Annotated in this window: 19 protein-coding genes; 13 read left to right on the top strand and 6 right to left on the bottom strand. The window is 73.0% G+C overall.

What is annotated here, in order from left to right; all coding sequences use genetic code 11:
• Positions 1 to 30 precede the first annotated feature (30 nt).
• A complete protein-coding gene (locus ACWD6P_RS12750) occupies positions 31 to 450 on the bottom strand; it encodes a roadblock/LC7 domain-containing protein (protein ID WP_451444073.1) in 420 nt (139 codons plus the stop codon).
• A gap of 163 nt (positions 451 to 613) precedes the next feature.
• Here ACWD6P_RS12750 and ACWD6P_RS12745 point away from each other — a divergent pair, with 163 nt between their 5' ends.
• Positions 614 to 1,042 carry a PPOX class F420-dependent oxidoreductase gene (locus ACWD6P_RS12745; RefSeq protein ID WP_451444072.1) on the top strand — a complete coding sequence of 143 codons (429 nt, stop codon included), beginning with the start codon at positions 614 to 616 and terminating at the stop codon, positions 1,040 to 1,042.
• Positions 1,043 to 1,118: 76 nt separating this feature from the next.
• Here the strand turns inward: ACWD6P_RS12745 and ACWD6P_RS12740 are convergent, their stop codons facing one another.
• Positions 1,119 to 1,733 carry a GTP-binding protein gene (locus tag ACWD6P_RS12740; RefSeq protein ID WP_451444071.1) on the bottom strand — a complete coding sequence of 205 codons (615 nt, stop codon included), beginning with the start codon at positions 1,731 to 1,733 and terminating at the stop codon, positions 1,119 to 1,121.
• A gap of 260 nt (positions 1,734 to 1,993) precedes the next feature.
• Here ACWD6P_RS12740 and ACWD6P_RS12735 point away from each other — a divergent pair, with 260 nt between their 5' ends.
• Positions 1,994 to 3,481, top strand: coding sequence for a purine-cytosine permease family protein (locus ACWD6P_RS12735; protein ID WP_451444070.1), 1,488 nt, complete (start codon positions 1,994 to 1,996; stop codon positions 3,479 to 3,481).
• Positions 3,478 to 4,089, top strand: coding sequence for a class I SAM-dependent methyltransferase (locus ACWD6P_RS12730; protein WP_451444069.1), 612 nt, complete (start codon positions 3,478 to 3,480; stop codon positions 4,087 to 4,089). The genes ACWD6P_RS12735 and ACWD6P_RS12730 overlap by 4 nt, the downstream gene beginning before the upstream one ends.
• Positions 4,090 to 4,167: 78 nt before the next feature.
• On the opposite strand, the gene ACWD6P_RS12725 is transcribed toward ACWD6P_RS12730, so the two are convergent.
• Together ACWD6P_RS12725 and ACWD6P_RS12720 are read right to left on the bottom strand one after the other, a co-directional pair.
• Positions 4,168 to 5,064, bottom strand: a complete 897-nt coding sequence (locus ACWD6P_RS12725; protein ID WP_451444068.1) for an oxygenase MpaB family protein — start codon at positions 5,062 to 5,064, stop codon at positions 4,168 to 4,170.
• Positions 5,065 to 5,174: 110 nt separating this feature from the next.
• A complete protein-coding gene (locus ACWD6P_RS12720; protein ID WP_451444067.1) occupies positions 5,175 to 5,522 on the bottom strand; it encodes a hypothetical protein in 348 nt (115 codons plus the stop codon).
• Between the two features lie 88 nt (positions 5,523 to 5,610).
• Between ACWD6P_RS12720 and ACWD6P_RS12715 the strand changes: the two genes are divergently transcribed.
• Positions 5,611 to 6,393 (top strand): hypothetical protein, encoded by a 783-nt coding sequence (locus tag ACWD6P_RS12715; protein ID WP_451444066.1) that lies wholly within the window; start codon positions 5,611 to 5,613, stop codon positions 6,391 to 6,393.
• A 54-nt stretch (positions 6,394 to 6,447) separates the two neighbouring features.
• On the opposite strand, the gene ACWD6P_RS12710 is transcribed toward ACWD6P_RS12715, so the two are convergent.
• On the bottom strand, positions 6,448 to 6,630 hold the full coding sequence (locus ACWD6P_RS12710; RefSeq protein ID WP_451444065.1) for a hypothetical protein: 183 nt from the start codon (positions 6,628 to 6,630) through the stop codon (positions 6,448 to 6,450).
• 148 nt (positions 6,631 to 6,778) lie between these two features.
• Between ACWD6P_RS12710 and ACWD6P_RS12705 the strand changes: the two genes are divergently transcribed.
• From ACWD6P_RS12705 to ACWD6P_RS12670, 8 genes are all read left to right on the top strand, one after another.
• Complete coding sequence (locus ACWD6P_RS12705; protein ID WP_451444064.1) at positions 6,779 to 9,799, top strand: SNF2-related protein; 3,021 nt, start codon at positions 6,779 to 6,781, stop codon at positions 9,797 to 9,799.
• Entirely contained in the window at positions 9,796 to 11,112 is a 1,317-nt protein-coding gene (locus tag ACWD6P_RS12700) for an SWIM zinc finger family protein (RefSeq protein WP_451444063.1), read from the top strand. The genes ACWD6P_RS12705 and ACWD6P_RS12700 overlap by 4 nt, the downstream gene beginning before the upstream one ends.
• Positions 11,113 to 11,286: 174 nt before the next feature.
• Positions 11,287 to 14,301, top strand: a complete 3,015-nt coding sequence (locus ACWD6P_RS12695) for a glycoside hydrolase family 2 TIM barrel-domain containing protein (RefSeq protein ID WP_451444062.1) — start codon at positions 11,287 to 11,289, stop codon at positions 14,299 to 14,301.
• Positions 14,302 to 14,427: 126 nt separating this feature from the next.
• Positions 14,428 to 15,348: a homocysteine S-methyltransferase gene (mmuM, locus tag ACWD6P_RS12690; RefSeq protein WP_451444061.1), complete on the top strand. Its 921-nt coding sequence runs from the start codon at positions 14,428 to 14,430 to the stop codon at positions 15,346 to 15,348.
• Between the two features lie 248 nt (positions 15,349 to 15,596).
• On the top strand, positions 15,597 to 16,394 hold the full coding sequence (locus tag ACWD6P_RS12685) for a basic amino acid ABC transporter substrate-binding protein (RefSeq protein WP_451444060.1): 798 nt from the start codon (positions 15,597 to 15,599) through the stop codon (positions 16,392 to 16,394).
• Positions 16,395 to 16,405: 11 nt separating this feature from the next.
• On the top strand, positions 16,406 to 17,191 hold the full coding sequence (locus ACWD6P_RS12680) for an amino acid ABC transporter permease (protein ID WP_451444059.1): 786 nt from the start codon (positions 16,406 to 16,408) through the stop codon (positions 17,189 to 17,191).
• Complete coding sequence (locus tag ACWD6P_RS12675) at positions 17,188 to 18,024, top strand: amino acid ABC transporter ATP-binding protein (protein WP_451444058.1); 837 nt, start codon at positions 17,188 to 17,190, stop codon at positions 18,022 to 18,024. The genes ACWD6P_RS12680 and ACWD6P_RS12675 overlap by 4 nt, the downstream gene beginning before the upstream one ends.
• Positions 18,025 to 18,123: 99 nt before the next feature.
• The gene (locus ACWD6P_RS12670) at positions 18,124 to 19,446 is read left to right on the top strand and encodes an esterase-like activity of phytase family protein (RefSeq protein ID WP_451444057.1); all 1,323 of its coding nucleotides are present in this window, start codon (positions 18,124 to 18,126) and stop codon (positions 19,444 to 19,446) included.
• Here ACWD6P_RS12670 and ACWD6P_RS12665 read toward each other — a convergent pair.
• Positions 19,427 to 20,260: a hypothetical protein gene (locus tag ACWD6P_RS12665; RefSeq protein WP_451444056.1), complete on the bottom strand. Its 834-nt coding sequence runs from the start codon at positions 20,258 to 20,260 to the stop codon at positions 19,427 to 19,429. The genes ACWD6P_RS12670 and ACWD6P_RS12665 overlap by 20 nt on opposite strands.
• A 135-nt stretch (positions 20,261 to 20,395) precedes the next feature.
• On the opposite strand from ACWD6P_RS12665, the gene ACWD6P_RS12660 reads away from it, so the two are divergent.
• The gene (locus tag ACWD6P_RS12660; protein ID WP_451444055.1) at positions 20,396 to 21,361 is read left to right on the top strand and encodes an acetylxylan esterase; all 966 of its coding nucleotides are present in this window, start codon (positions 20,396 to 20,398) and stop codon (positions 21,359 to 21,361) included.
• Positions 21,362 to 21,558: the final 197 nt, after the last annotated feature.

Here is a 21,558-nt window from a genome sequence, read left to right as displayed (position 1 = left end):
ACGACTGTAGCCGCAGTCAATGACAGTGCGTCAACCCCTGCCTCCAGCCTGTGGATAACTCTCCGGTCGGCGGACCGCCACGCCCAGGTGCTCCCCGACACGATTGACCAACAGCGTCATCTCGTAGGCGATCTGGCCCATGTCGGCGTCGGCGCCGGCCAGTACGCACAGGCAACTGCCGTCACCCGCCGCCGTCACGAAGAGCACCCCGTCGTCGAACTCGACCATGGTCTGGCGCACCCGCCCGACTCCGAAGTGGAGCGCCGACCCTTTGGCGAGGCTGTGCAGTCCCGAGGCGACGGCCGCGAGGTGCTCGGAGTCCTCCCGCCCGAGCCCCTCGCTCGCGCCGGTCACCAGCCCGTCGTTGGAGAGCACCAACGCGTGCCGTACCTGCTCCATCCGTTTGGTCAGGTCGTCCAGCAGCCAGTCGAGTCCGCTGCTCAATGCCATTGCCGCTTCCTCCCCGTATCCCCGTCCGCGCGCCCGGCCGGACGGCAGCCCGCGGTCCGCGGGCTGCCGTGCCAGCCTGTCCCACCTCCGCCGTCTCGGCAAGCGGCCCTGCTGCCCGGCGTGCCACACGGCGCACAGGCGACCGCGCGGAGAGGATGCCGCCATGGCACACAAGATGAACAAGGACGAGTGGCAGCGGTTCCTCTCCGAGGGCACCCGCACCGGCAAGCTGGCGACCGTACGGGCTGACGGCAGTCCGCACGTCGCCCCGGTGTGGTTCCTGGTGGACGGCGATGCGCTGGTGTTCAACACCGGTGCGGAGACGGTCAAGGGCCGCAATCTGGCCCGCGACGGCAGGGTGGCGCTGTGCGTCGACGACGAGCGGCCGCCGTTCTCCTTCGTGGTCGTGCAGGGGGCCGCGGAGATCAGCGACGATCTGCCCGAGGTACGCCGCTGGGCGAGCCGGATCGCGGCCCGTTACATGGGCGAGGACCGCGCCGAGGAGTACGGGGCGCGCAACGGCGTTCCGGGTGAGGTGGTGGTCCGGGTCGAGATCGACAAGGTCGTCGCCGTCGCGGAGCTCGCGGACTGAGGGCGTGCGTGGCGCGGGCCGTCCGGTGTCCGCGCCGCGTCCGGCCGCGGCTCATCGCACCGCCGCGGGCACCGGCTCAGCCCACCGGGGCGGGCACCCGGGCGGAGTGCCGGCGCCCGGCGTGCTCGACGAGCCGGACCAGCACCTCCTTGCCCGAGTCACGGTCTCTCGCGTCACAGAGCACCACGGGGGTCCCGCGGTCCAGGTCGAGCGCGCGGGCGACCTCGTCGGCACCGTAGGACCGCGACTCCGCGAAGCAGTTGACGGCCACCAGGAACGGGATCGCGCGCCGCTCGAAGTAGTCCACCGCCGGGAAGCAGTCCTGCAGCCGACGGGTGTCGGCCAGCACCACGGCGCCCAGCGCGCCCTCGGACAGGTCGTCCCACAGGAACCAGAACCGGTCCTGTCCGGGGGTGCCGAAGAGGTAGAGGGAGAGCCCCTGCCTGATGGTGATACGGCCGAAGTCCATCGCCACCGTGGTGGTGGACTTGCGTGCCACCGGCCCGGTGTCGTCGACCGTCTCGCCCGCCTCGGTAAGCCCTTCCTCGGTGCGCAGCGGGCGGATCTCGCTCACCGCGCCCACCAGGGTCGTCTTGCCGACGCCGAAACCGCCCGCGACTAAGATCTTCAGGGCGAGTTCGGGGTCGGGGGCCGGGGCTGCACCGCCCGGGGCCCCTGGTGCGGCGTTCATGGGCCGTCTCCTCCAGGGATGCGGAGTCCTGCGCGTCACGGGGTGTACGGATGCATGGCTCGACGAGAGGAGCCTTCGGCGGCAGAGCGCCGTCCGAAATCCATGGCGAGGACCGTACCTGCCGCCGACCGGGATGTCCTGCCGTTCGCGAAAGCCGTCGCCATTTCCGATCAAGAACCCCACCGACCCTGATATCCGTGGTAGTTGGGCCTCCGCACAGGCGTTCCCCGGAATCGGTGTCCGTGCGGGATCATGTGGCCATGACGCAGCAGCAGGCACGCGAGCGGCTCGGGCCACCGGCCGGGGCGGGCGCCTCGGCGGGCGCCGTGGAGCGCAACGGCATCGATCCGGTGCCGGAGTCCGAGCGGCACGGCACGCCCAGGTCCCTGTTCTGGCCGTGGGCCGCGTCCGGGCTGTCGCTGCTGTGCATCGCCTACGGGATCTACCTGATGGGCCTCGGCCTCAGTCCCTGGCAGGCGATCGTCGCCGGCGCCCTCGGCTATGTGCTCTCGTTCCTGCTGGTAGGGCTGGTCTCGGTCGCCGGGGCGCGTACGGGCGCGCCCACCATGGCCATCGGCCGGGCGTCCTTCGGTCTCCGGGGCAACAAGCTGCCCGCCTTGTTCAGCTATGTCTCCAACGTCGGCTGGGAGACCGTACTGGTCGCCCTCTCCTCCCTGGGCGGCGCGGTGATACTGGCGCGGGTCGCGCCCGGCACCTTCGCCCAGGCCGACGGGCGGACGCCGACCACGGCCGCGCAGGCGCTGTGCTTCGCGGTGACCGCCGTCTCGGTGGTGGTCGTCGGGATCTTCGGGCACGCGCTGATCATGCGGGTGCAGAAGTATCTGACCGCGGCCATCACCGTACTGACCGCGGTGTACATGCTGCTGATGGCCGACCGCATCGATCCGTCCACCCTGGGGAAAGGCCCCTCCGGCGACCTCGGCACCTTTGTCGGCGGCATCGTGTTCGCGATGACCCTCCTGGGGCTGGGCTGGGTCAACTGCGGCGCCGACTACAGCCGTTATCTGCCGGCTGCGAGCAGCGGCCGGGCGATCACCGGATGGACCACGCTGGGCGGGGTGCTGCCCCCGTTGGTGCTGCTGGTCTTCGGCGTGCTGCTGAACGCCGGTGACCCGGAGCTCGCCGGGGCCGCGGCGGCCGACCCGGTGAGCGCCCTCGCGGCAGAGCTGCCGACCTGGTTCCTGGTGCCGTATCTGCTCACCGCCATCGGGGGCTTCGCCTCCGGAGCGATCATGGACATCTACAGCTCGGGCATGTCGATGCTGGCGCTGGGCATCCCGGTCCGCCGGCACCTCGCGGTTCTGGTGGACGGTGTGCTGATGGCCGTCGGCGGCTGGTACGTGCTGTTCGTCTCGCCGGGGTTCTTCGCCACGTTCCAGGCGTTCCTGTCCGTCATCGGGGTGGCGATGGCCGCGTGGACGGCGGTCTTCCTGGTGGAGCAGTGGCGGCGCCGGCACACCGGCTTCGACCTGCTGACCGTACGGTCCCCGGGCTGGCCGGCCGTGCTCTCGCTCGCCGCCGCCACCGTCGTGGGGCTGGGCCTGGTCACCTCGGCCGATCCCCATATCGCCCCTCTGGTGGGCTTTCTGCTCACCGACAGTGCGGCCCGGGGCACGCTGGGCGCCATGAACCTCGGCGTCGTGGTGGCGCTGGTCGTCGCCGGCGTCCTGTACGCCATCACCGCCGCCCTCGCCGCCCGTCGCACCGCAACCGGAGGAGCCCGATGACCGACCACCACGCCGACCGGCCGCACGAAGTCCGCGCGTTCTTCGCGGCACGCGCCGCCGAGTGGGACGCCAAGTTCCCGGACGACGGCCCCGCCTATGCGGCAGGCGTCGCCGAAGTGGGCCTCCGGAAGGGCGACCGGGTCCTGGACGCCGGCTGCGGTACGGGACGCGCGCTGAGCGCGCTGCGGGAGGCCGTGGGCCCGCGGGGCACGGTGCTGGGCGCGGATCTCACCCCCGAGATGCTGCAGGCCGCCGTGCGGGCCGGGCGCGGCCGACTCGCGGCGCTGCTGCTCGCCGATGTGACCCGGCTGCCGCTGCCCGACGCCGCGCTGGACGCGGTCTTCGCCGCCGGTCTGCTGTCCCATCTGCCGGACCCGGCGGCCGGGCTCGCCGAACTGGCCAGGGTCGTGCGCCCCGGTGGCCGCCTCGCCCTCTTCCACCCCATCGGGCGAGCCGCCCTCGCCGCGCGCAAGGGCCGCCCGATCACCCCGGACGACCTCCGGGCGGAGCCGAATCTGCGGCCCGTCCTGAGCGGCAGCGGCTGGGACCTGATCCGGTACGAGGACGCGGACGAGCGCTATCTGGCGCTGGCGGTCCGCCGTGGTTGAACCCCGTTCTCCGGGAGCGGAGTTGGGTGCGCCCGCCCACCACGGACCGGAGCCGGACCCGGCCGTCGGGCCCCTGGTTCAGGGCGCCGCCGTGCCCTCCCCGTGCGGGACCGGGCAGCTGCCGGTGCGGCGCGAGGCCGGGAAGGTGCCGAGCTCGGCCACCCGGAAGCCGTTCGGGTAGCCCTTGATCTCCGGGTTCTGGCGGGCGTAGCGCGGGGTGCGGCGGGGCGGCAGCAGCCGTACGGCCCTGGCGCGCAGCTTCAGGGCGGTGCGTACGGCCTTGCGGACGGCCGGTTTGGGCGGCTCGTAGCGGAAGGCCTTGAGCAGCGTGTCGTCCAGGAGGGCCATGCTCGCGCCGCGCACCACCGGGGCGAGCGGTCCGTACCAGCCCGCCATCAGGTCCAAGGTGGCGTCCGACACCCGTCGGGCGCCCTCGTCCCAGCCGAAGTGCGCCGCCTCGTAGGCGTCGAGGCACTGCTCGAAGTCCTCGTAGGTCTGCGGGAGTTCGGTGATGCCCATATGGCGGCCGAGGGTGCGGTAGTAGGCGGCGACGGCCTGCTGTTCATGCGAGGTCAGGCGGCGCCAGCCGTATGCGTCGAGCCAGCGCTTGGGCATCACCACGAAGGTGCACAGGACATAGCGCATGTCCTCGTTGGTGATGTCGTAGCTGCGGTGCATCTGGTTGATGCGGCGGATCGCCGTCCGGCCGTCGTCGCCGTCGAAGCCGTGTTCGAGGACGGTGTCCAGGAGGAGGGCGGTGTCGTCATAGCGCTTTTGGGTGCGGTCCGTCAGCTCGGCCGTCTCGGCGAGCAGTCGGCCGATGCTGGGCACGGCGTAGGTGCGGTAGAGCGCGAGCTCCAGGGCTCTGGTGATGTCCCAGGGGAATTCATGGGTCGCGATGATGCGGTAGATCCGCAGGAAGTCGCGCTCCGGGTCGAGCCGCCGGATCTCCTTCAGCCAGTCGTAGCGCCGCACCTGACACCCGTCCCTTCGATCGCCGAAGGGACAATTTTAGGGGCGGGGGCCGTAGTTGAAGGATGGCGACGGGCGCCAGATCGGGTGGCGGTTGGCTGGAATTGGCCGCCTCAGGGGGCCGCCGCCGGATCCCGGACGGCCAGTGCGCGCCGTACCGGCATGCCGGTGCGTGCGGCCAGCGCCAGCCGCTCCCGGACCTCGCGCGGGGTGCGCGGGCGGTAGCCGGGGCCCGTGCCGCAGCATCCGCCGTGGAAGGTCAGGCCCGCGCGCAGCACCGCCTCCAGGGCGCGCCAGCCCGCCGTGTCGCGCCGCTTGGGGACCGCGAGATCGGCGCCCGCGTCGATCAGCTCGCCGCGGCACTGCGGGCAGCAGCCGGGTCCCGGACCGGTCGGTGTCTTCTTCCAGGCGGTCCGGCAGCTCAGGCACACGAAGTGCATCCGGCGGCTGTAGAAACACATAGGCGCAGCGTATGGCTGGTGACAAGCTCCCACCAACCCCATTAGGGTGCGCCGACGTACTCCGCGACGGACCGGATGGGGAGGCCGCGTGCCCACGACCGAGAGCGCCGACAACGACCAGTTGTTCGTGCTGACGGCGGTGCTGCTCACGCCCGCCCAGTTTCCGAGCGTGCTCGGCGACGACTATCCGGAGGTGTGCGCGGGCCTCGGTCTCGAACCGTATGCCGAGGGCTATGGGCTGGTCCTCGGCCAGGACGGCTCCGGCGCGCGCTGGACCGTGGCGACGGAGGACGTGTCGCTGGTGGCCTGCGCGATCGCGGCCTGGGACTGCGGTATGGAGTACGACCTCTCGCCCGGGGAGAACAGCATCGTCGCGGCGCTCCCCGGATGGCCGCTCGCCCTCGCCGTGTCGGCGCCGGGTGTGCCGCAGCCGCACGATCCGGAGCCCCAGGAGGGCGATCCGGCGCCGCTCGCGCCACCGGACGCCGCGCAGTGGGGTCCGGCCCAACGGCGGCTCGGTGCGGACGAGATCGCGCTGCAGTGGGCGGCGTGGCGCGAGCAGGTGGACGGTGACGTCAGCTTCGCGGCGCCGGGGGACGAGGTGCACGAGGGGGTGCGGCGGGTGCTGCGCGAGGCCCGTGGTTATGTGGCCGATCCGCCGCCGCCGGGCCGGGTGCGGTCGTCGTTCGCGGCGGGGGAGGCGCGTACGCTGCGGGTCGACGGGCCCGGCTGGAGCATGGTGGCGCGTACCGACGACATCGCGTTCGTACTGCTCGACGAGGAGCCGGGCGAGGTGCACCCCGTGGGCCGGGGGCCCGAACTGCCCGGTCTGCTGTCGTCGCTCGACGAGCTGGCGGCGCGGCCGGTCTGAGCACGCCGGTCGCCGGACCGCCGCGGGCCCCGGCCGCCGGCGGGGCCCGTCGGCTCAGCGGCCGAGCTGCTTGCGGCCGGCCCGGCGCAGACGGCGGCGCTGGGAGGAGTCGAGGGCCAGATACGCGACGGCGGGGACTCCGACCATGATCAATACGGCCGCCCAGAAGGGCAGCAGCCACAGCATGATCACTCCCACCGCGACACCGCCGATGGCGATCTTCGCCTGTGTGGACATCCTTCACGTCCCTTCCGCGGCGCCCGCCGCGCTCTGTGTACTCCATTGAACGCCGTTTTCGCGTCGCAGGTTCCCTGAACGGCGCTGCGGTCCTGTACCCTCGGGCGCTCCAGGCGTCAGTAGTCAAACTTGAGGAGTCCAAGACCCAGTGCCCTCGCTTCCCGCGGTCACACCCGCTCAGCTCGCCGAACTCGCCCGCTGTGCAGCGGTCTTCCTGCCGTCGGATCCGCCACGCGCCGGGCGGGTGGCCTTCTGGCGCCCCGACGGCGAACCCGTGGCGGGCACGCCCCTGGAGAACCCGGAGGACCTGGAGAGCCCGGGACACCGCGAGGACCTGAGCGTCGTCCTGCCCGACGAGGACGGTGGCGTCGTGGTGTGCGAGGTCCCGGCCCTGGTGGTGCCGGTTGCCGACGCGGTGCCCGTGCTCACCCGCGCGCGGGCCGGCCGGGGCACCCATCCGGCGGCGGCCTTCTGGGGAGCCGCGGCCGTACTGGCGCTCCATCTGGCGGCCCGCGGCCGGCTGCTGCCCGGGGTGAGCCCCGACGGGTTCGACGCCTGGCGGACGGGACCGCTCGACCCGGGGGACATCGAGCGGCTGCGTGAACTCGCCGCCGCGATGCCGCCGTACGCGCACGCCGCCCCGCTCCCGGACACCGACCCGGTGGCGCTGCCCGATCCGGAGCGGCAGGTACGGGCCTTCCTCGACGCGGTGGCGGACGGGCTGCCGCGCTCCCCCGCCGCCGCGCTGGTCACCGGCGCCCCCGCCTTCGCGGCGTCCGCGCCGCAGCACATCCCCGAGCAGCGCGCCTGGGCCGCGGAGGTCGCCGCCGGCCATGACGCGGGCGTACGGATCTCCCTGCGGGTGGAGGTCCGAGGGCTGGACGAACCGGGCGCCCTGGATACCTCGCGCATACCCGGCGGCGCCACCGGGGATCCCGGCAGCGCCGACACCGACGAGCCGGGCGAGTCCCCCCTCGCCTTCGTCGCTGTCCTCCAGCTGCACAGCCCCACCGACCCGGCGCTGGTCGCGGACGCCGCCGAGGTGTGGGCGGGGGCGTCGCCGGCGGGGCAGGCGTTCGGGCCGCGGGCGCGGATGGACACCCTGCTGACGCTGCGCCGTGCGGCCGACGCCTGGGCACCGCTCACCCCGCTGCTGTCCGCGGCGGTGCCCGACGCGCTGGAGCTCGCCGACGAGGAGGTCGCCGAGCTGCTCGGGCCGGCCTCCCGTGCGCTGGCCGCCTCCGGGGTGCAGGTCCACTGGCCGAAGGCGCTGGCGCGCACGCTGACCAGCCGTGCCGTGGTGGGGCCGGCCGGCGCGGGGGACGCCGACGGGGTGGACGGCCCGGAGCCGGGGCTGCCGTCCCTGTTGTCCGCGGATGCGCTGCTGTCGTTCAGCTGGCGGTTCGCGGTGGGCGATCAGGAGGTCGGCCGGGCGGAGCTGGACCGGCTCGCCGAGGCGGGGCGGCCGCTGGTCCGGCTGCGCGGCCAGTGGGTGCTGATCGACCCGGAGGCGGTGCGGGCCGCCCGGGACCGCACGGACCGCAAGGTCACACCGCTCGATGCGCTGGGCGCCGCGCTCACCGGAACCGCCGAGGACGAGGCCGGCGGGCGGGTGGAGGTGCAGGCCTCCGGCTGGCTGGCCGGGTTGCGCGACCGGCTCGCCGACCCCGAGGGCGCCGGGCACGTCCCCGTACGGCAGCCGGCCGGGCTCACCGCGACGCTGCGCGACTACCAGGTGCGCGGGCTCGGCTGGCTGCACCGGATGACCTCGCTGGGGCTGGGCGCCTGCCTCGCCGACGACATGGGGCTCGGCAAGACCATCACGCTGATCTCGCTGCATCTGCACCGGCAGAGCCTCCCTCAGGCGGCCGGTCCCACGCTGGTGGTCTGCCCCACCTCGCTGATGGGCAACTGGCAACGGGAGATCGAGCGGTTCGCGCCGGGCACGCCGGTGCGCCGCTTCCACTCCGGGCGGCGCAGCCTGGCCGCGCTGGCCGGCGACGAGTTCGTCCTCACCACGTACGGAACGATGCGGCTGGACGCCGCCAAGCTCGCGGAGGTCGGCTGGGGGCTGGTCGTCGCGGACGAGGCACAGCACATCAAGAATCCCTTCTCCGCGACCGCCAAGGCGCTGCGGACCGTCCCCGCCAAGGCCCGGGTGGCGCTGACCGGCACCCCGGTGGAGAACAACCTGTCGGAGCTGTGGGCGATCCTGGACTGGACGACGCCCGGACTGCTGGGGCCCCTCGGCCGGTTCCGTACGCGCTATGCGCGGGCCGTCGAGGGCGGCGCGGCGGCGTCCCCCGAGGCGGGCCCGGCGGCCGAGCGGCTGGCCCGGCTGGTGCGGCCCTTCCTGCTGCGCCGCCGCAAGTCCGATCCGGGCATCGCGCCGGAGCTGCCGCCCAAGACGGAGACCGACCGTGCCGTGGCACTGACCAGGGAACAGGCTGGTCTGTACGAGGCGGTGGTGCGCGAGGGGCTCGAAGAGATCTCCGGGACGGACGGGTTCGCCCGCCGTGGGCTGGTCGTCAAACTGCTGACCGCGCTCAAGCAGATCTGCAACCACCCCGCCCAGTATCTGAAGGAGTACGGCCCTCAAGGCGGCGCGCCGTCGGCAAAGACCGTGCGGACCGCCGGGCGTTCGGGGAAGGTCGAGCTGCTGGACGAGCTGCTCGACACCCTGCTGTCCGAGGGTGCGAGCGTGCTGGTGTTCACGCAGTACGTGCAGATGGCGCGGCTGCTGGAGGCGCATCTGGCGGCCCGGGGGGTGCCCACGCAGCTGCTGCACGGCGGGACCGCGGTGGCCCGGCGCGAGGAGATGGTGCGGCGGTTCCAGGAGGGAGCGGTGCCGGTGTTCCTGCTGTCGTTGAAGGCGGCGGGCACCGGGCTGAACCTCACCCGTGCGTCGCATGTCGTGCACTTCGACCGCTGGTGGAACCCGGCCGTCGAGGCGCAGGCCACCGACCGCGCGTACCGCATCGGGCAGACCCAGCCGGTGCAGGTCCACCGGTTCGTCACGGAGGGCACGATCGAGGACCGGATCGCCGAGATGCTCTCCCGCAAACAGGCCCTGGCGGACGCGGTCCTGGGATCCGGCGAGGCCGCGCTGACCGAACTCACCGACGCCGAGCTGGCGGACCTGGTCGCACTGCGAGGGAGCGAGCGATGAACACACCCGGGAACGACGGGGCCGGGGCCCCGGAGGCGGCCGGGACGCCCGGTCCCGAGCGGACGTTCGCCGCGCTGCCAGCGGCCCGCGGCCGGGCCTTCGCGCGGAGCTGGTGGGGGCAGGCGTGGCTGAAGGCGCTGGAGGACTCCGCGCTCGACGGGCAGCAGGTCAAGCTGGGCCGGCGGCATGCGCGGGCCGGTGCGGTCGGTGCGGTGTCGGTGCGTCCCGGGCGGATCACCGCGGTCGTCCAGGACCGTGACCACACGCGGCACCGGTCCGATGTCCTGCTGCAGCAGTTGGGCGCGGCGGACTGGGACCGCTTGCTGGATCTGGTCGCGGACCGGGCCGGGCACATCGCGGCGCTGCTGGACCGGGACATGCCGCCGGCCCTGGTCGAGGACGCGGCCGCGGCCGGGATCGAACTCCTGCCGGGCATCGGCGACCTGGAGTCGGAGTGCAGCTGCGGGGCGTGGGACCACTGCGCGCATTCGGCCGCGCTGTGCTACCAGGTGGCGCGGCTGCTGGACCACGACCCGTTCGTCCTGCTGCTGTTGCGCGGCCGGGACGAGCGGGAACTCCTCGACGAGCTGCAGTCGCGCAGCGCGTCGCGGGCGGCGGGGCCCACGGCCCAGGGGGCGGGGGCCGAGGAGCCGGACGCGGGGCTGCCGGCCGCCGAGGCGTATGCGGCGCGCGAGATCCTGCCGCCGCTGCCCGCCCCACCGCCGCCCGTCGCCGGTCGGGCCGCGGCCCTGGCGCTCGGCGGCGGCACCCCGCCCGCGCCCGGAGTGGCCGTCACCGCACTGGAGTTCCTGATCGAGGACGCGGCGGCGCGCGCCCGGCGGATGCTGGCCGATGCGCTCTCCACCGGGCATGCGGACGATACGCCGCCGCCCGTGCTGTCGCCCGCCCAGGATGCGGTGCGGCTGGCCGCGGCCGGTCCCGAGGAGGGGACGGCGGCGCGCCTGGCGGCCGGTTCGGGGCGCGACCGGCAGGGCCTGGCGCTGGCGGTACGGGCCTGGGAGCTCGGCGGTGCCGCGGGGCTCGCGGTTCTGGAGGAGGAGTGGACACCGGAGCCGGGGGAGCTGGCGCGGGCGGCCGACCGGCTCGCGGCCGCCTGGGCGGACGGCGAGGCGCGGCCGCGGCTGCGGGCCGCCGGTAACCGGTGGACCGTGGTCGGCGGCGATGCCCAGCTGCGCTACGGGCACGACGGCCGCTGGTGGCCGTACCGCAGGGAGAGCGGCCGGTGGGTGCCCGCGGGCCCGGCCACGGACGATCCGGCGGGCGCGCTGGCGGGGCTGTCGGCCAAGGAGTGAGGGGCGGGCGCGGGGCCGGCCGGAGCGGGCCGCCGGTCCCCGGGGCCGGCCGGACCCGGCGCCCGCCGGCCCCGTCTGGCCCGATCCGCCCCATTCCGCTGCGCCGTGTCCCCGGGCGTGATTCGCTGAACCGAATCCCCGCCGCCAGGCAAGTCGCCCGCAGCAGGAGGACCAGTGACCGGTACTTCGCAGCACGCGCCGCAGCAGCCGTCGCACGGACGGGCCCCGCGGACCGCCGACGACATCGACCACGCGCCGCAACCCCCTGGCCGAACCGACCCCCCTCCCCCGTACTACGAAGACCGCTCGCCGGGCAGGGGAACACTGCCGCCGCGGGCCTGGTACGCGAGATCGGACGCCGCCCGGCTCTCATTGCACGGCGCCTGGCGGTTCCGGCTGTCGCCGCGCGCGGATGCCGAGGACGACGCGTTCGCCCGGCCGGACTTCGACGACGCCCAGTGGCACGATCTGCGGGTGCCCGGCACCTGGGCGCTCAAGGGCTTCGGCGCGCCCGCGTACACCAACACCGCCTACCCCTTTCCGGTCGATCCCCCGCGGGTGCCGGACGAGAACCCGACCGGCGACCACCGGCACCTCTTCGACCTGCCCGACGGATGGGGCGAAGGCCCCGCGGTGCTGCACTTCGGCGGGGTGGAGTCCTGCGCCCGGGTGTGGCTCAACGGGCAGGAGCTGGGGCACTTCAAGGGCAGCCGGCTGCCGCACGAGTTCGAGGTCGGGCATCTGCTGCGGCCGCGCCGCAATCTGCTGGCGGTGCGGGTCCACCAGTGGTCGTCGGGCAGCTATCTGGAGGACCAGGACCAGTGGTGGCTGCCGGGCATCTTCCGGAGCGTGTCGCTCCACCGCCGTCCCGAGGGCTCGGTCGTCGACCACTTCGTGCACACCGGATTCGATCACCTCACCGGTCAGGGCACCCTGCGCGTGGAGTGCGCGCCCGGCGGGCGGGTGACCGTACCGGAGCTGGGGCTCGATCTGGCGACCGGGGAGAGCGCGACGGCCGCCGTGCGTCCCTGGACGGCCGAGCAGCCGCGTTTGTACGACGGGGAGCTGGTCACGGCCGGTGAAACGATCCCGCTGCGGATCGGGTTCCGTACGGTCCGAGTCGAGGACGGACTGCTGAAGGTCAACGGCCGCCGGATCCTGCTGCGCGGCGTCAACCGCCATGAGTTCCACCCGCGTTACGGGCGCACCGTCGGCCCCGAGACGATGCGCCGCGACCTGCTGCTGATGAAGCGGCACAACATCAACGCGGTGCGCACCAGTCACTACCCGCCGCACCCCGCGTTCCTCGACCTCTGCGACGAGCTGGGGCTGTGGGTGATCGACGAATGCGACCTGGAGACACACGGGTTCGCCCAGCAGGGCTGGCGGGACAACCCCGTCGACGACGAGCGCTGGGAGCCGGCCCTGCTCGACCGGGCCCGCAGGATGGTCGAACGGGACAAGAACCACCCGAGCATCGTGCTGTGGTCGCTGGGCAACGAGTGCGGGACGGGCCGGGGGCTCTCCGCGATGGCCGCCTGGATGCGCGAGCGCGATCCGTCCCGGCCGCTGCACTACGAGGGCGACCGCAGCTGCGCCGACACCGACGTCTACTCCCGGATGTACGCCGACCACGCCGAGGTGGAGCGCATCGGGCAGCGCACCGAGGCGCCGCTGGACGACCCGGACCTGGACGCCCGGCGGCGTGGACTTCCCTTCCTGCTCTGCGAGTACGCGCATGCCATGGGCAACGGGCCGGGCGGGCTCGGCGAGTACCAGCGGCTGTTCGAGAAGTACGAGCGCTGCCAGGGCGGGTTCGTATGGGAGTGGATCGATCACGGGCTGCGGCAGCAGACGCCGGACGGTGCGGTCTTCCACGCCTACGGCGGCGACTTCGGCGAGGAGCTGCACGACGGGAACTTCGTCTGCGACGGGCTGGTCTTCCCCGACCGGGTGCCCTCCCCCGGCCTTGTCGAGTACAAGAAGGTCGCCGAGCCGGTGCGGATCGAGGGAGCGGCCACCGGCGACGGCGCCGCGGACGCGGTCCGGATCACCAATCTGTACGACTTCTCCGGCCTGGAGCACCTCGAATTCCGCTGGCAGTACGAGGTGGAGGGCGAGGGACGCGGGGCGGGGTGGCTGGAGGTGCCGGCGCTGGCGCCGGGTGAGTCGGCCGTGGTGAAGCTGCCGGCGGTGCCGCCAGGGACGGCCGACGGCGGGGAGGCGGTCTGGACGGTGTGTGCCGTGCTGGCCGAGGACACCGCGTGGGCGCCGGCCGGGCACGAGGTCGCCTGGGGCCAGCTGCCGGCCGCCCCGCGCCCCGTCGCCGCTCCCCCGGCGGCCACCGCGCGGCCACGCCGCGGCGAGGGCAATGTGATCCTCCTCGGCCCGGGGACCTTCGACGCCACCTCGGGGACGCTCGGCTATCTGGACGGCGTACCGGTCGGCGGCCCCCGGCTGGACGTCTGGCGGGCGCCGACCGACAACGACGAGGCCGCGCCCTGGCAGCCGGAGCCGCGGCCGGCGACCGAGTGGCGGCGGCTCGGTCTGCACCGGATGCGGCACCGCGTCGATGCCGTCGAACCCGGCCCGGACGCCCTGGTGGTACGGACCCGGGTCGCGTCGGCCGGATCGCCGCTGGCGCTGCGGACGGTCTACCGCTGGACGGCCGGGCGGGGCCTGCTGCGGCTGGAGTTGACCGTCGACCCCGAGGGCGACTGGCCGGGTCCGCTGCCGCGGCTCGGGGTGCGGATGTCGGTGAGCGGCAGCCTGGGGCACGCGGAGTGGTTCGGCGGCGGGCCCGGCGAGGGCTATCCGGACACCCGGGCGGCCGCACGGGTCGGCCGCTGGTCGATGCCGGTGGACGCGATGCAGACGCCGTACGTCCGGCCGCAGGAGAACGGCGCGCGGCCCGGGGTGCGCTGGGCGCAGCTGACCCGTACGGACGGCTCGGGCCTGCGGATCGAGGGCGCTCCGGACTTCTTCTTCACCGCCCGCCGGTGGACCGACGAGGAGCTGACCGCGGCCCGGCACACCACGGATCTGCGGCCCGGCGAGGAGCTGTGGCTGCATCTCGACCATGCGCAGCACGGCATCGGCAGCCAGTCGTGCGGCCCGGGGGTGCTGCCGCAACACCGGCTGGAGGTGGCGCCGGCGCGCTTCTCCTTCGTGTTCTCGTCGCTGGGCTGAGCACCGCGGCGGGCCGGCGGCCAGGCGCCGCCGGGGGCGTTGTCAGTGGCCGGCGCTACGATCCGAAGGGAGATCACCAGGGAGCTCACCCTCCGCCCGGCAGCGCGTACCGAGAGGCTTCGCACCATGGACAGCACACCCCCGCCGCTCACCGACGCCCTCGCCGCGGGCCCGGTCGTCCTCGACGGCGGGCTGTCCAATCAGCTGGAGGCCGCCGGGCACGATCTCAGCGACGCGCTGTGGTCGGCCCGGCTGCTGGCCGAGGATCCGGAGGCCGTCGTACAGGCGCATCTGGCGTACTACGAGGCCGGGGCGCAGGTCGCGATCACCTCCAGCTATCAGGCGACGTTCGAGGGGTTCGCGCGGCGCGGCATAGGCGCGGAGCAGGCCGCGGCGCTGCTCGGCCGGAGCGTGGAGCTGGCCCGCGAGGCGGCCCGGCGGGCGCGGGCGGGCGGGGTTGGCGGCCCGCTGTATGTGGCAGCTTCGGCGGGTCCGTACGGGGCGATGCTGGCGGACGGCTCCGAATACCGCGGCCGCTACGGCCTGTCGGTGGCGGAGCTGGAGCGCTTCCACCGGCCGCGGCTGGAGGTGCTGGCCGCGGCCCGGCCCGATGTGCTGGCGCTGGAGACGGTGCCGGACGCCGACGAGGCACGGGCGCTGCTGCGGGCGGTCCGCGGGCTCGGGGTGCCGGCCTATCTGTCGTACAGCGTCGCGGGGGACCGCACCCGGGCCGGGCAGCCGCTGGCGGAGGCGTTCGGGTTGGCCGCCGACGTCGACGAGGTCATCGCGGTGGGGGTGAACTGCTGCGCGCCGGACGATGCGGACCGGGCGGTGCGGACGGCCGCGCAGGTCACCGGCAAGCCTGTGGTGGTCTACCCCAACAGCGGGGAGAGCTGGGACGCCGAGGCGCGGGCGTGGTGCGGCGACCCGGCGTTCGCTGCGGACCGGGTCGCCGGCTGGGTGGCGGACGGTGCCCGGCTCATCGGCGGCTGCTGCCGGGTGGGCCCGGACGTCATCGCCGAACTGGCGGCCGGCCTCGGCCGCTGAGCGGGCGAGGGGCCTCGGCTGCCGAGCGGGGAGGCGGGCCCGGCCTCGGCCGCTGAGCGGGGAGGCCGGCGGCCGCTGAGCGGGCGGCCGGAAACAGGACCGGTGGCCGGTTCGGGCGCGTACGCGGGCCGAAGGCGTTACACAGACGCAACCGCAGCGGCGGCGACAGCGCCCCGGGTCGGTGGCAGGATGCAGGCCAATCGCAGCACCCATTGCTTGGTTGATCTTCACCCCGCTCTGGAGGACCGTTGTCCGCTCGCTCCGCATTGCCTGTTATAGCCGTTGCCGCGGCCGTCGCCGTCCTGGCGGGGTGCACCAGCACCAAGTCCGACGGGAAGAAGGGCTCCGGCGGCCTGGAGCTGGTCTCCTCCGGGACGCTCAAGACCTGCACCCACCTTCCGTACGCCCCGTTCCAGGTGAAGAAGGGCGGCAAGGTCGTCGGGTTCGACGTGGACCTGGTGGACCTGGTCGCCAAGGACCTGGGCGTCAAGCAGGAGATCGTCAACACGCCCTTCGAAGGCATCGAGACCGGCCAGGACTTCACCGTTCGCAAATGCGACCTGGCCGCGGCCGGCATGACGATCACGCCGGCCCGGGACAAGGTGATGGATTTCTCCGACCCCTATTTCAATGCCACCCAGGCGCTGCTGACGAAGAAGGGCACGTCCTTCAAGAAGGTCGAGGACCTCAAGGGCAAGAAGCTCGGATATCAGAAGGCCACCACCGGCGGCATCTACGCCAAGGACCACGGCAAGGGCGTCGAGCTGGTGGAGTTCGAGGATCTGGGGCTGCTGCTGACCGCGGTGAAGTCCGGCCAGGTCGAAGCCGGTATCAATGACAACGGTGTGCTCTTCGACTATGTGAAGCAGAACCCGGACACCGAGGTCACCGCCGAGTTCAATACCGGTGAGCACTACGGCATCGGCGTGAAGACGGGCAATGACGCACTGCGGAAGAAGATCAACGAGGTCATCAAGAAGGCCAAGGCCGACGGCAGTTATGACCGCATCTACAAGAAGTGGTTCGGCACCGCGCCGAAGAACTGAGGCCGGTCCTGATGGCTCTGTCCAAACGACGGCGCGCGCGGCTGATCCGCGGCGTGCAGTACGGCGTCCTGGTGGTCGCCGTGGTGGTCATCGCGCTGGTCGCCGACTGGCACCAGCTGCGGGCGGCGTTCTTCGACGTCGAGGTCGCCAAGGCGCTGTTCCCCGACATCATCACCACGGCGCTGGTCAACACCGTCCTCTACACCCTGCTCGGATTCGGGTTCGGTCTCGCGCTCGGCCTGGTACTGGCGCTGATGCGGCTGTCGTCGGTGCCGCCGTACCGCTGGATCGCCGTCACCTATATCGAGTTCTTCCGCGGTATCCCGGCGCTGCTGGTGTTCATCGCGCTGGGCTTCGGTGTGCCGCTGGCCTTCGAGGTCGCGCTCGATATGAACATCACGGTGATGCTGTCGCTCGGCCTGGTGGGCGCCGCGTATATGGCGGAGACCATCCGGGCCGGAATTCAGGCGGTGCCCAAGGGGCAGACGGAGGCGGCGCGTTCGCTGGGAATGTCGCACGGCCGGGCCATGGTCTCGATCGTCATTCCGCAGGCGTTCCGCATCGTGCTGCCGCCGCTGACCAATGAACTGATCCTGCTGACGAAGGATTCCTCGCTGGTCTATCTGCTGGGGCTCGCGCTCCATCAGTTCGAGCTGGCCAACTTCGGCCGGGACGCGCTCAATGAGCACAAGAGCCTGACCCCGATCCTGGTCGCCGGGCTGCTCTATCTCGTGATCACCCTCCCGCTCGGCCAGCTGGTCCGGCGGCTGGAAGCCCGTACGGCGAAGGCCAGGTGAACGACGTGACGACGGACGAGGCCGCGGCCGCCGAGGGCGCGAAGGCCATCGACGTCCAGGGACTGCGCAAGGCGTTCGGCGAACTGGAGGTGCTGCGCGGGATCGACTTCTCGGTGGACCGCGGTGAGGTGGTGTGTGTCATCGGACCCTCGGGGTCCGGGAAGTCGACGCTGCTGCGCTGTGTGAACCTGCTGGAGGAGCCGAGCGCGGGCCGGGTCACGGTGGCCGGGACCGAGGTCACCGACCCGGACGTGGACATCGATCTGGTCCGGCGGCGGATCGGGATGGTCTTCCAGGCCTTCAACCTCTTTCCGCATCTGACCGTACTGGAGAATCTGACGATCGCTCAGCGGCGGGTGCTGCGCCGCGACCGCGCCGACGCGGAGCGGATCGCCCGCGCCAATCTGGAGCGGGTCGGGCTGAGCGGCAAGGCGGCGGCCTACCCGGCGCAGCTGTCGGGCGGCCAGCAGCAGCGGGTGGCGATCGCCCGCGCGCTGTCCATGGATCCGGAGCTGATGCTCTTCGACGAGCCGACGTCGGCCCTCGACCCCGAGCTGGTCGGCGATGTGCTGGCGGTGATGCGGGAGCTGGCGCGGGACGGAATGACGATGCTGGTCGTCACGCATGAGATGAGCTTCGCCCGGGAGGTCGCCGACCGGGTGGTGTTCATGGACGGCGGGGTGATCGTCGAGGAGGGCACTCCGGAGCAGGTGGTGGGCGCTCCCCGGCACGAGCGGACCAGGACGTTCCTGGCCCGGGTGCTGGATCCGGCGGCCGCCGAGGTGGGTGAGGTCCCGGATGCGGACGCGGACGTGGCGGCCAAGCAGGTTTGACCGCTGATCGCCCGCGGTTCACCCGCCGTTGGGGCGACACCGTAACGCTGGGAGGGCTGAGTTTCCCGGGGGTTTCCCGGTGTCCGTCCTGGAGGTTCGATGTCGTCGATACGTCAGCTGCGCCGTACGCTCGCGGTGGCGCTGCCGGCCGTGGTGCTGACCGCGGCCGTGGTGCTGGGTCAGACCACGGCCGCGGCCGGCCCGCCGCCGGCCGCCGTCACCGGATCCGCGCGGCTGCCGGCGGTCCCGCTGGGCGAGTTCAGCAATGCGCTGCTGCCCGGCAGCGTCGGCGACGACCGCGGGGTGAAGCTGGGCGGCATCGGCAGCGACCTCTTCCCCGCCGGCCGGCCCGGTGAGTTCTGGACGGTCACCGACCGCGGGCCCAACGGCCAGATCAAGGTGGACGGCGCCAAGCGGCGGACCTTCCCGGTGCCGGGCTTCGACCCCGCCCTGGTGAGGATCAGGGTGTCCGGCGGCCGGGTCACCGTCGTGGAGGCGCGGCCGATCACCACCCGCTCCGGCAGGGCCGTCACCGGACTGCCGAACCAGCGCGGCCGGGACGAGGCGCCGTACACCTACGACGCGCGGCAGCCGCTGCCGTACGACGCCAACGGACTGGACACCGAAGGCGTGGTGCGGGCCGCCGACGGCACCTTCTGGCTCGCCGACGAGTACGGCCCTTCGCTGGTGCACGTAGCGGCGTCCGGCCGGGTGCTGGCCCGCCACGTCCCCCGGGGGCTGCGGCTGACCGGCACGGACTATCCGGTCGTGGAGTCGCTGCCCGGTCTGCTGCTCAAGCGCGCGGTCAACCGGGGCTTCGAGGGGCTTGCGCTGCTGCCGGACGGCGATCTGGTGGCGGCCGTGCAGAGCCCGCTGTCCCACCCGGACACCGCGGCCGGTGAAGCGTCCCGTACGGCCCGGCTGCTGCGCTTCTCGCCCGCCAGGGGCGCGGTGACCGCCGAGTACGCCTACCGCTTCGACCCGGTCGGCGAGGTCGACCCGGGCGAGGACGACACCTCGGAGCTGAAGATCTCGTCGGTGGTGGCGGTGGGCCGCGACCGGCTGCTGGTGGAGGAGCGCACCGACAAGGCCGCCCGCCTGCACCGCGTCCGGCTGGACGCGCGCCGGAACATCCTCGGCTCCCGCTGGGACGACCCGGCGACCAGCCCGTCGCTGGAGCAGTCCGCCGGCCGTGCGCCGGTACTGCGCAAGCGGCTCGTCGTCGATCTGCGCAAGGTCAGGGGCGTCCCGGAGAAGATCGAGGGCATCGCGGTCAGCGGCCGGCGCACCCTCACCCTCGTCAACGACAACGACTTCGGCATGACGGACGGCCCTGATGCGTTCGACGATCAGGGCCGCCTCGTGGACAGCGGGGTGCCGACGACGGTGGTGACCGTGCGGCTCAGGACAGCGGCTTGGTGAGCTTCTTGGTGCCGCTGCGGTTGCCCATCAGGCTGCAGCTGACGGACTTGATGCCGAACTTGTAGCCCTTGAGGCTGGGGTACTGGACGTAGGTCCCCTCGGCGGTCCCGGCGGGCTGCCGGGCCGCCTTGCGCTCCAGCTCGCTGCGGCACAGCGCGGACGCCTTGTCCTTGATGTCGGACTCGCTGGTCAGGCCGGTGCCGAGGCGGTGGGTGGTGACGACCTCGGCGTCGTGCGGGCCGTTGCAGGAGGCCGCGTCGTTGTTGCCGCCGCTGTCCGACGCGAGGTCGTAGCAGTCGCCCACCTTCAGCAGATAGAAGGGGATCTTGCTGCTGGTGGGCGTGGGCGTGGAGGTCGCCTCGGAGGGCGAGGGAGTGGGGGACGCGCTGTCGGAGGGCGTGGCGCTCGGGCTCGAAGTGGACGCCGGGCGGGCGCGGTCGTGGGTGTCGTCATCGTCGTTGGCGATCACGACGAAGGTGATGACGGCGGCCAGCGCAACGGCTCCGGCGCCGATGATCGCGGCGATGACCTTGCCGTTGCCGCCCCCGCCGGGCGGGCCGGGCGGCTGCTGCCAGCCTCCGGGGCCGGCCGGGCCGCCCGGTCCCGGGGGGCCGTATCCGCCGGCCGTCGGGCCGAAGCCGCCGGGGGCCTGGTTGCCGCCCGGGGGCGGACCGTAGCCACCGGCGCCATAGCCGCCCTGGCCCTGGTCACCAGGACCGTAGCCGCCGGCCGGCGGGCCGAAGCCACCCGGGTTGCCGGGCGGCTGGTTCGGCGGGTGCGGCTGGTTCGACGGCGGGGGCGGAGGAAAGCTCATGGCGGAAATGATCGCTTCTTTACTCGGTTTTGAGGGACTCGGTGACCAACCTGGAACATTTCTCGTCTGAAATGTCCAGCCCTTGGGCACCGTTGGCGTCAGGCAGCAAGCCACCCTACGGCCCGGAGGTTCTCCGTGTTCACCGACCTGCCCCTGGACGAGCTGCGCACCTACCGCCCGCCGCTTCCCGAGCCGCCGGGCTTCGACGCCTTCTGGCAGCGCACCCTGGAGGAGGCCCGCACCCATGACCTCGCCCCCCGCTTCACCGAGATCGACGCCCAACTCGCCCTCCTTCGCTGCTACGACGTCGTGTTCTCCGGCTTCGGCGGGCACCGCATCCGCGGCTGGTTCCTGACCCCGCGGACGCCCGCCGGGCCGCTGCCGTGCGTCGTGCAGTATCTCGGCTACGGCGGCGGCCGGCTGCTGCCGCACGACTGGCTGCTGTGGCCGTCCGCGGGGTACACCACGCTGGTGATGGACACCCGCGGCCAGAGCGGCCCCGACCGTCCCGGCGACACCCCCGACCCGGCCGGCTACGGCAATCCGGGCGTGCCCGGCAAACTGACCCAGGGCCTGCTCGACCCGGACGACTACTACTACCGGCGGCTGATCACCGACGCCGTACGGGCCGTGGAGACGGCACGCGGCCATGACGAGGTGGACGCCGAGCGGATCGTGGTCGCCGGCCGCAGCCAGGGCGGCGCCCTCGCCCTCGCCATGACGGGGCTGGTCGCCGGACTGGCCGGCGCGCTGATCGATGTGCCGTTCCTGACCCACATCCGGCGGGCGATAGACATCACCGACGAGGGCCCGTACGGCGAACTCACCCGCTACTTCGCCGGCGCCCGCGGCCATGTCGACACCGCCCTGCACACCCTCGACCACTTCGACGGCCTGAACTTCGCGGCCCGCGCCACGGCCCCCGCGCTCTTCGGAACGGCGCTGCGCGACGCGGTGGTCCCACCGTCCACGGGATTCGCCGCGTACCACCACTACGCGGGCGAGAAGCGGCTGAAGGTGTGGCGGTTCAACGCCCATGAGGGCGGCGGCGGGGAACAGCGGGTGGCGGAGATGGGGTTCGTTCGAGATCGGTTGCGCTGACACTTGGCTTGGCTCCCACGTTTTCGGCTTTCCCGCCGTGGGGGTTTGTCGCCGTTGCGCCTGCGGCGGGCGGTGCCGCTGCGCGGGGCTGTTCGGCTGCCGGTGACGGTCCTCCGGGGCCTGGTGTGTGGACTGCTTCGCTTTACGTCCACACACCAGGCCCCTCCGTTTTCGAGTTAACCACCAAGGCCGGTGGG

The sequence above is a fragment of the Streptomyces sp. NPDC002446 genome, from assembly GCF_053595675.1.
The sequence above is the reverse complement of the archived record's forward strand: the minus strand, read 5'-3'. Positions and strand labels throughout refer to the sequence as shown.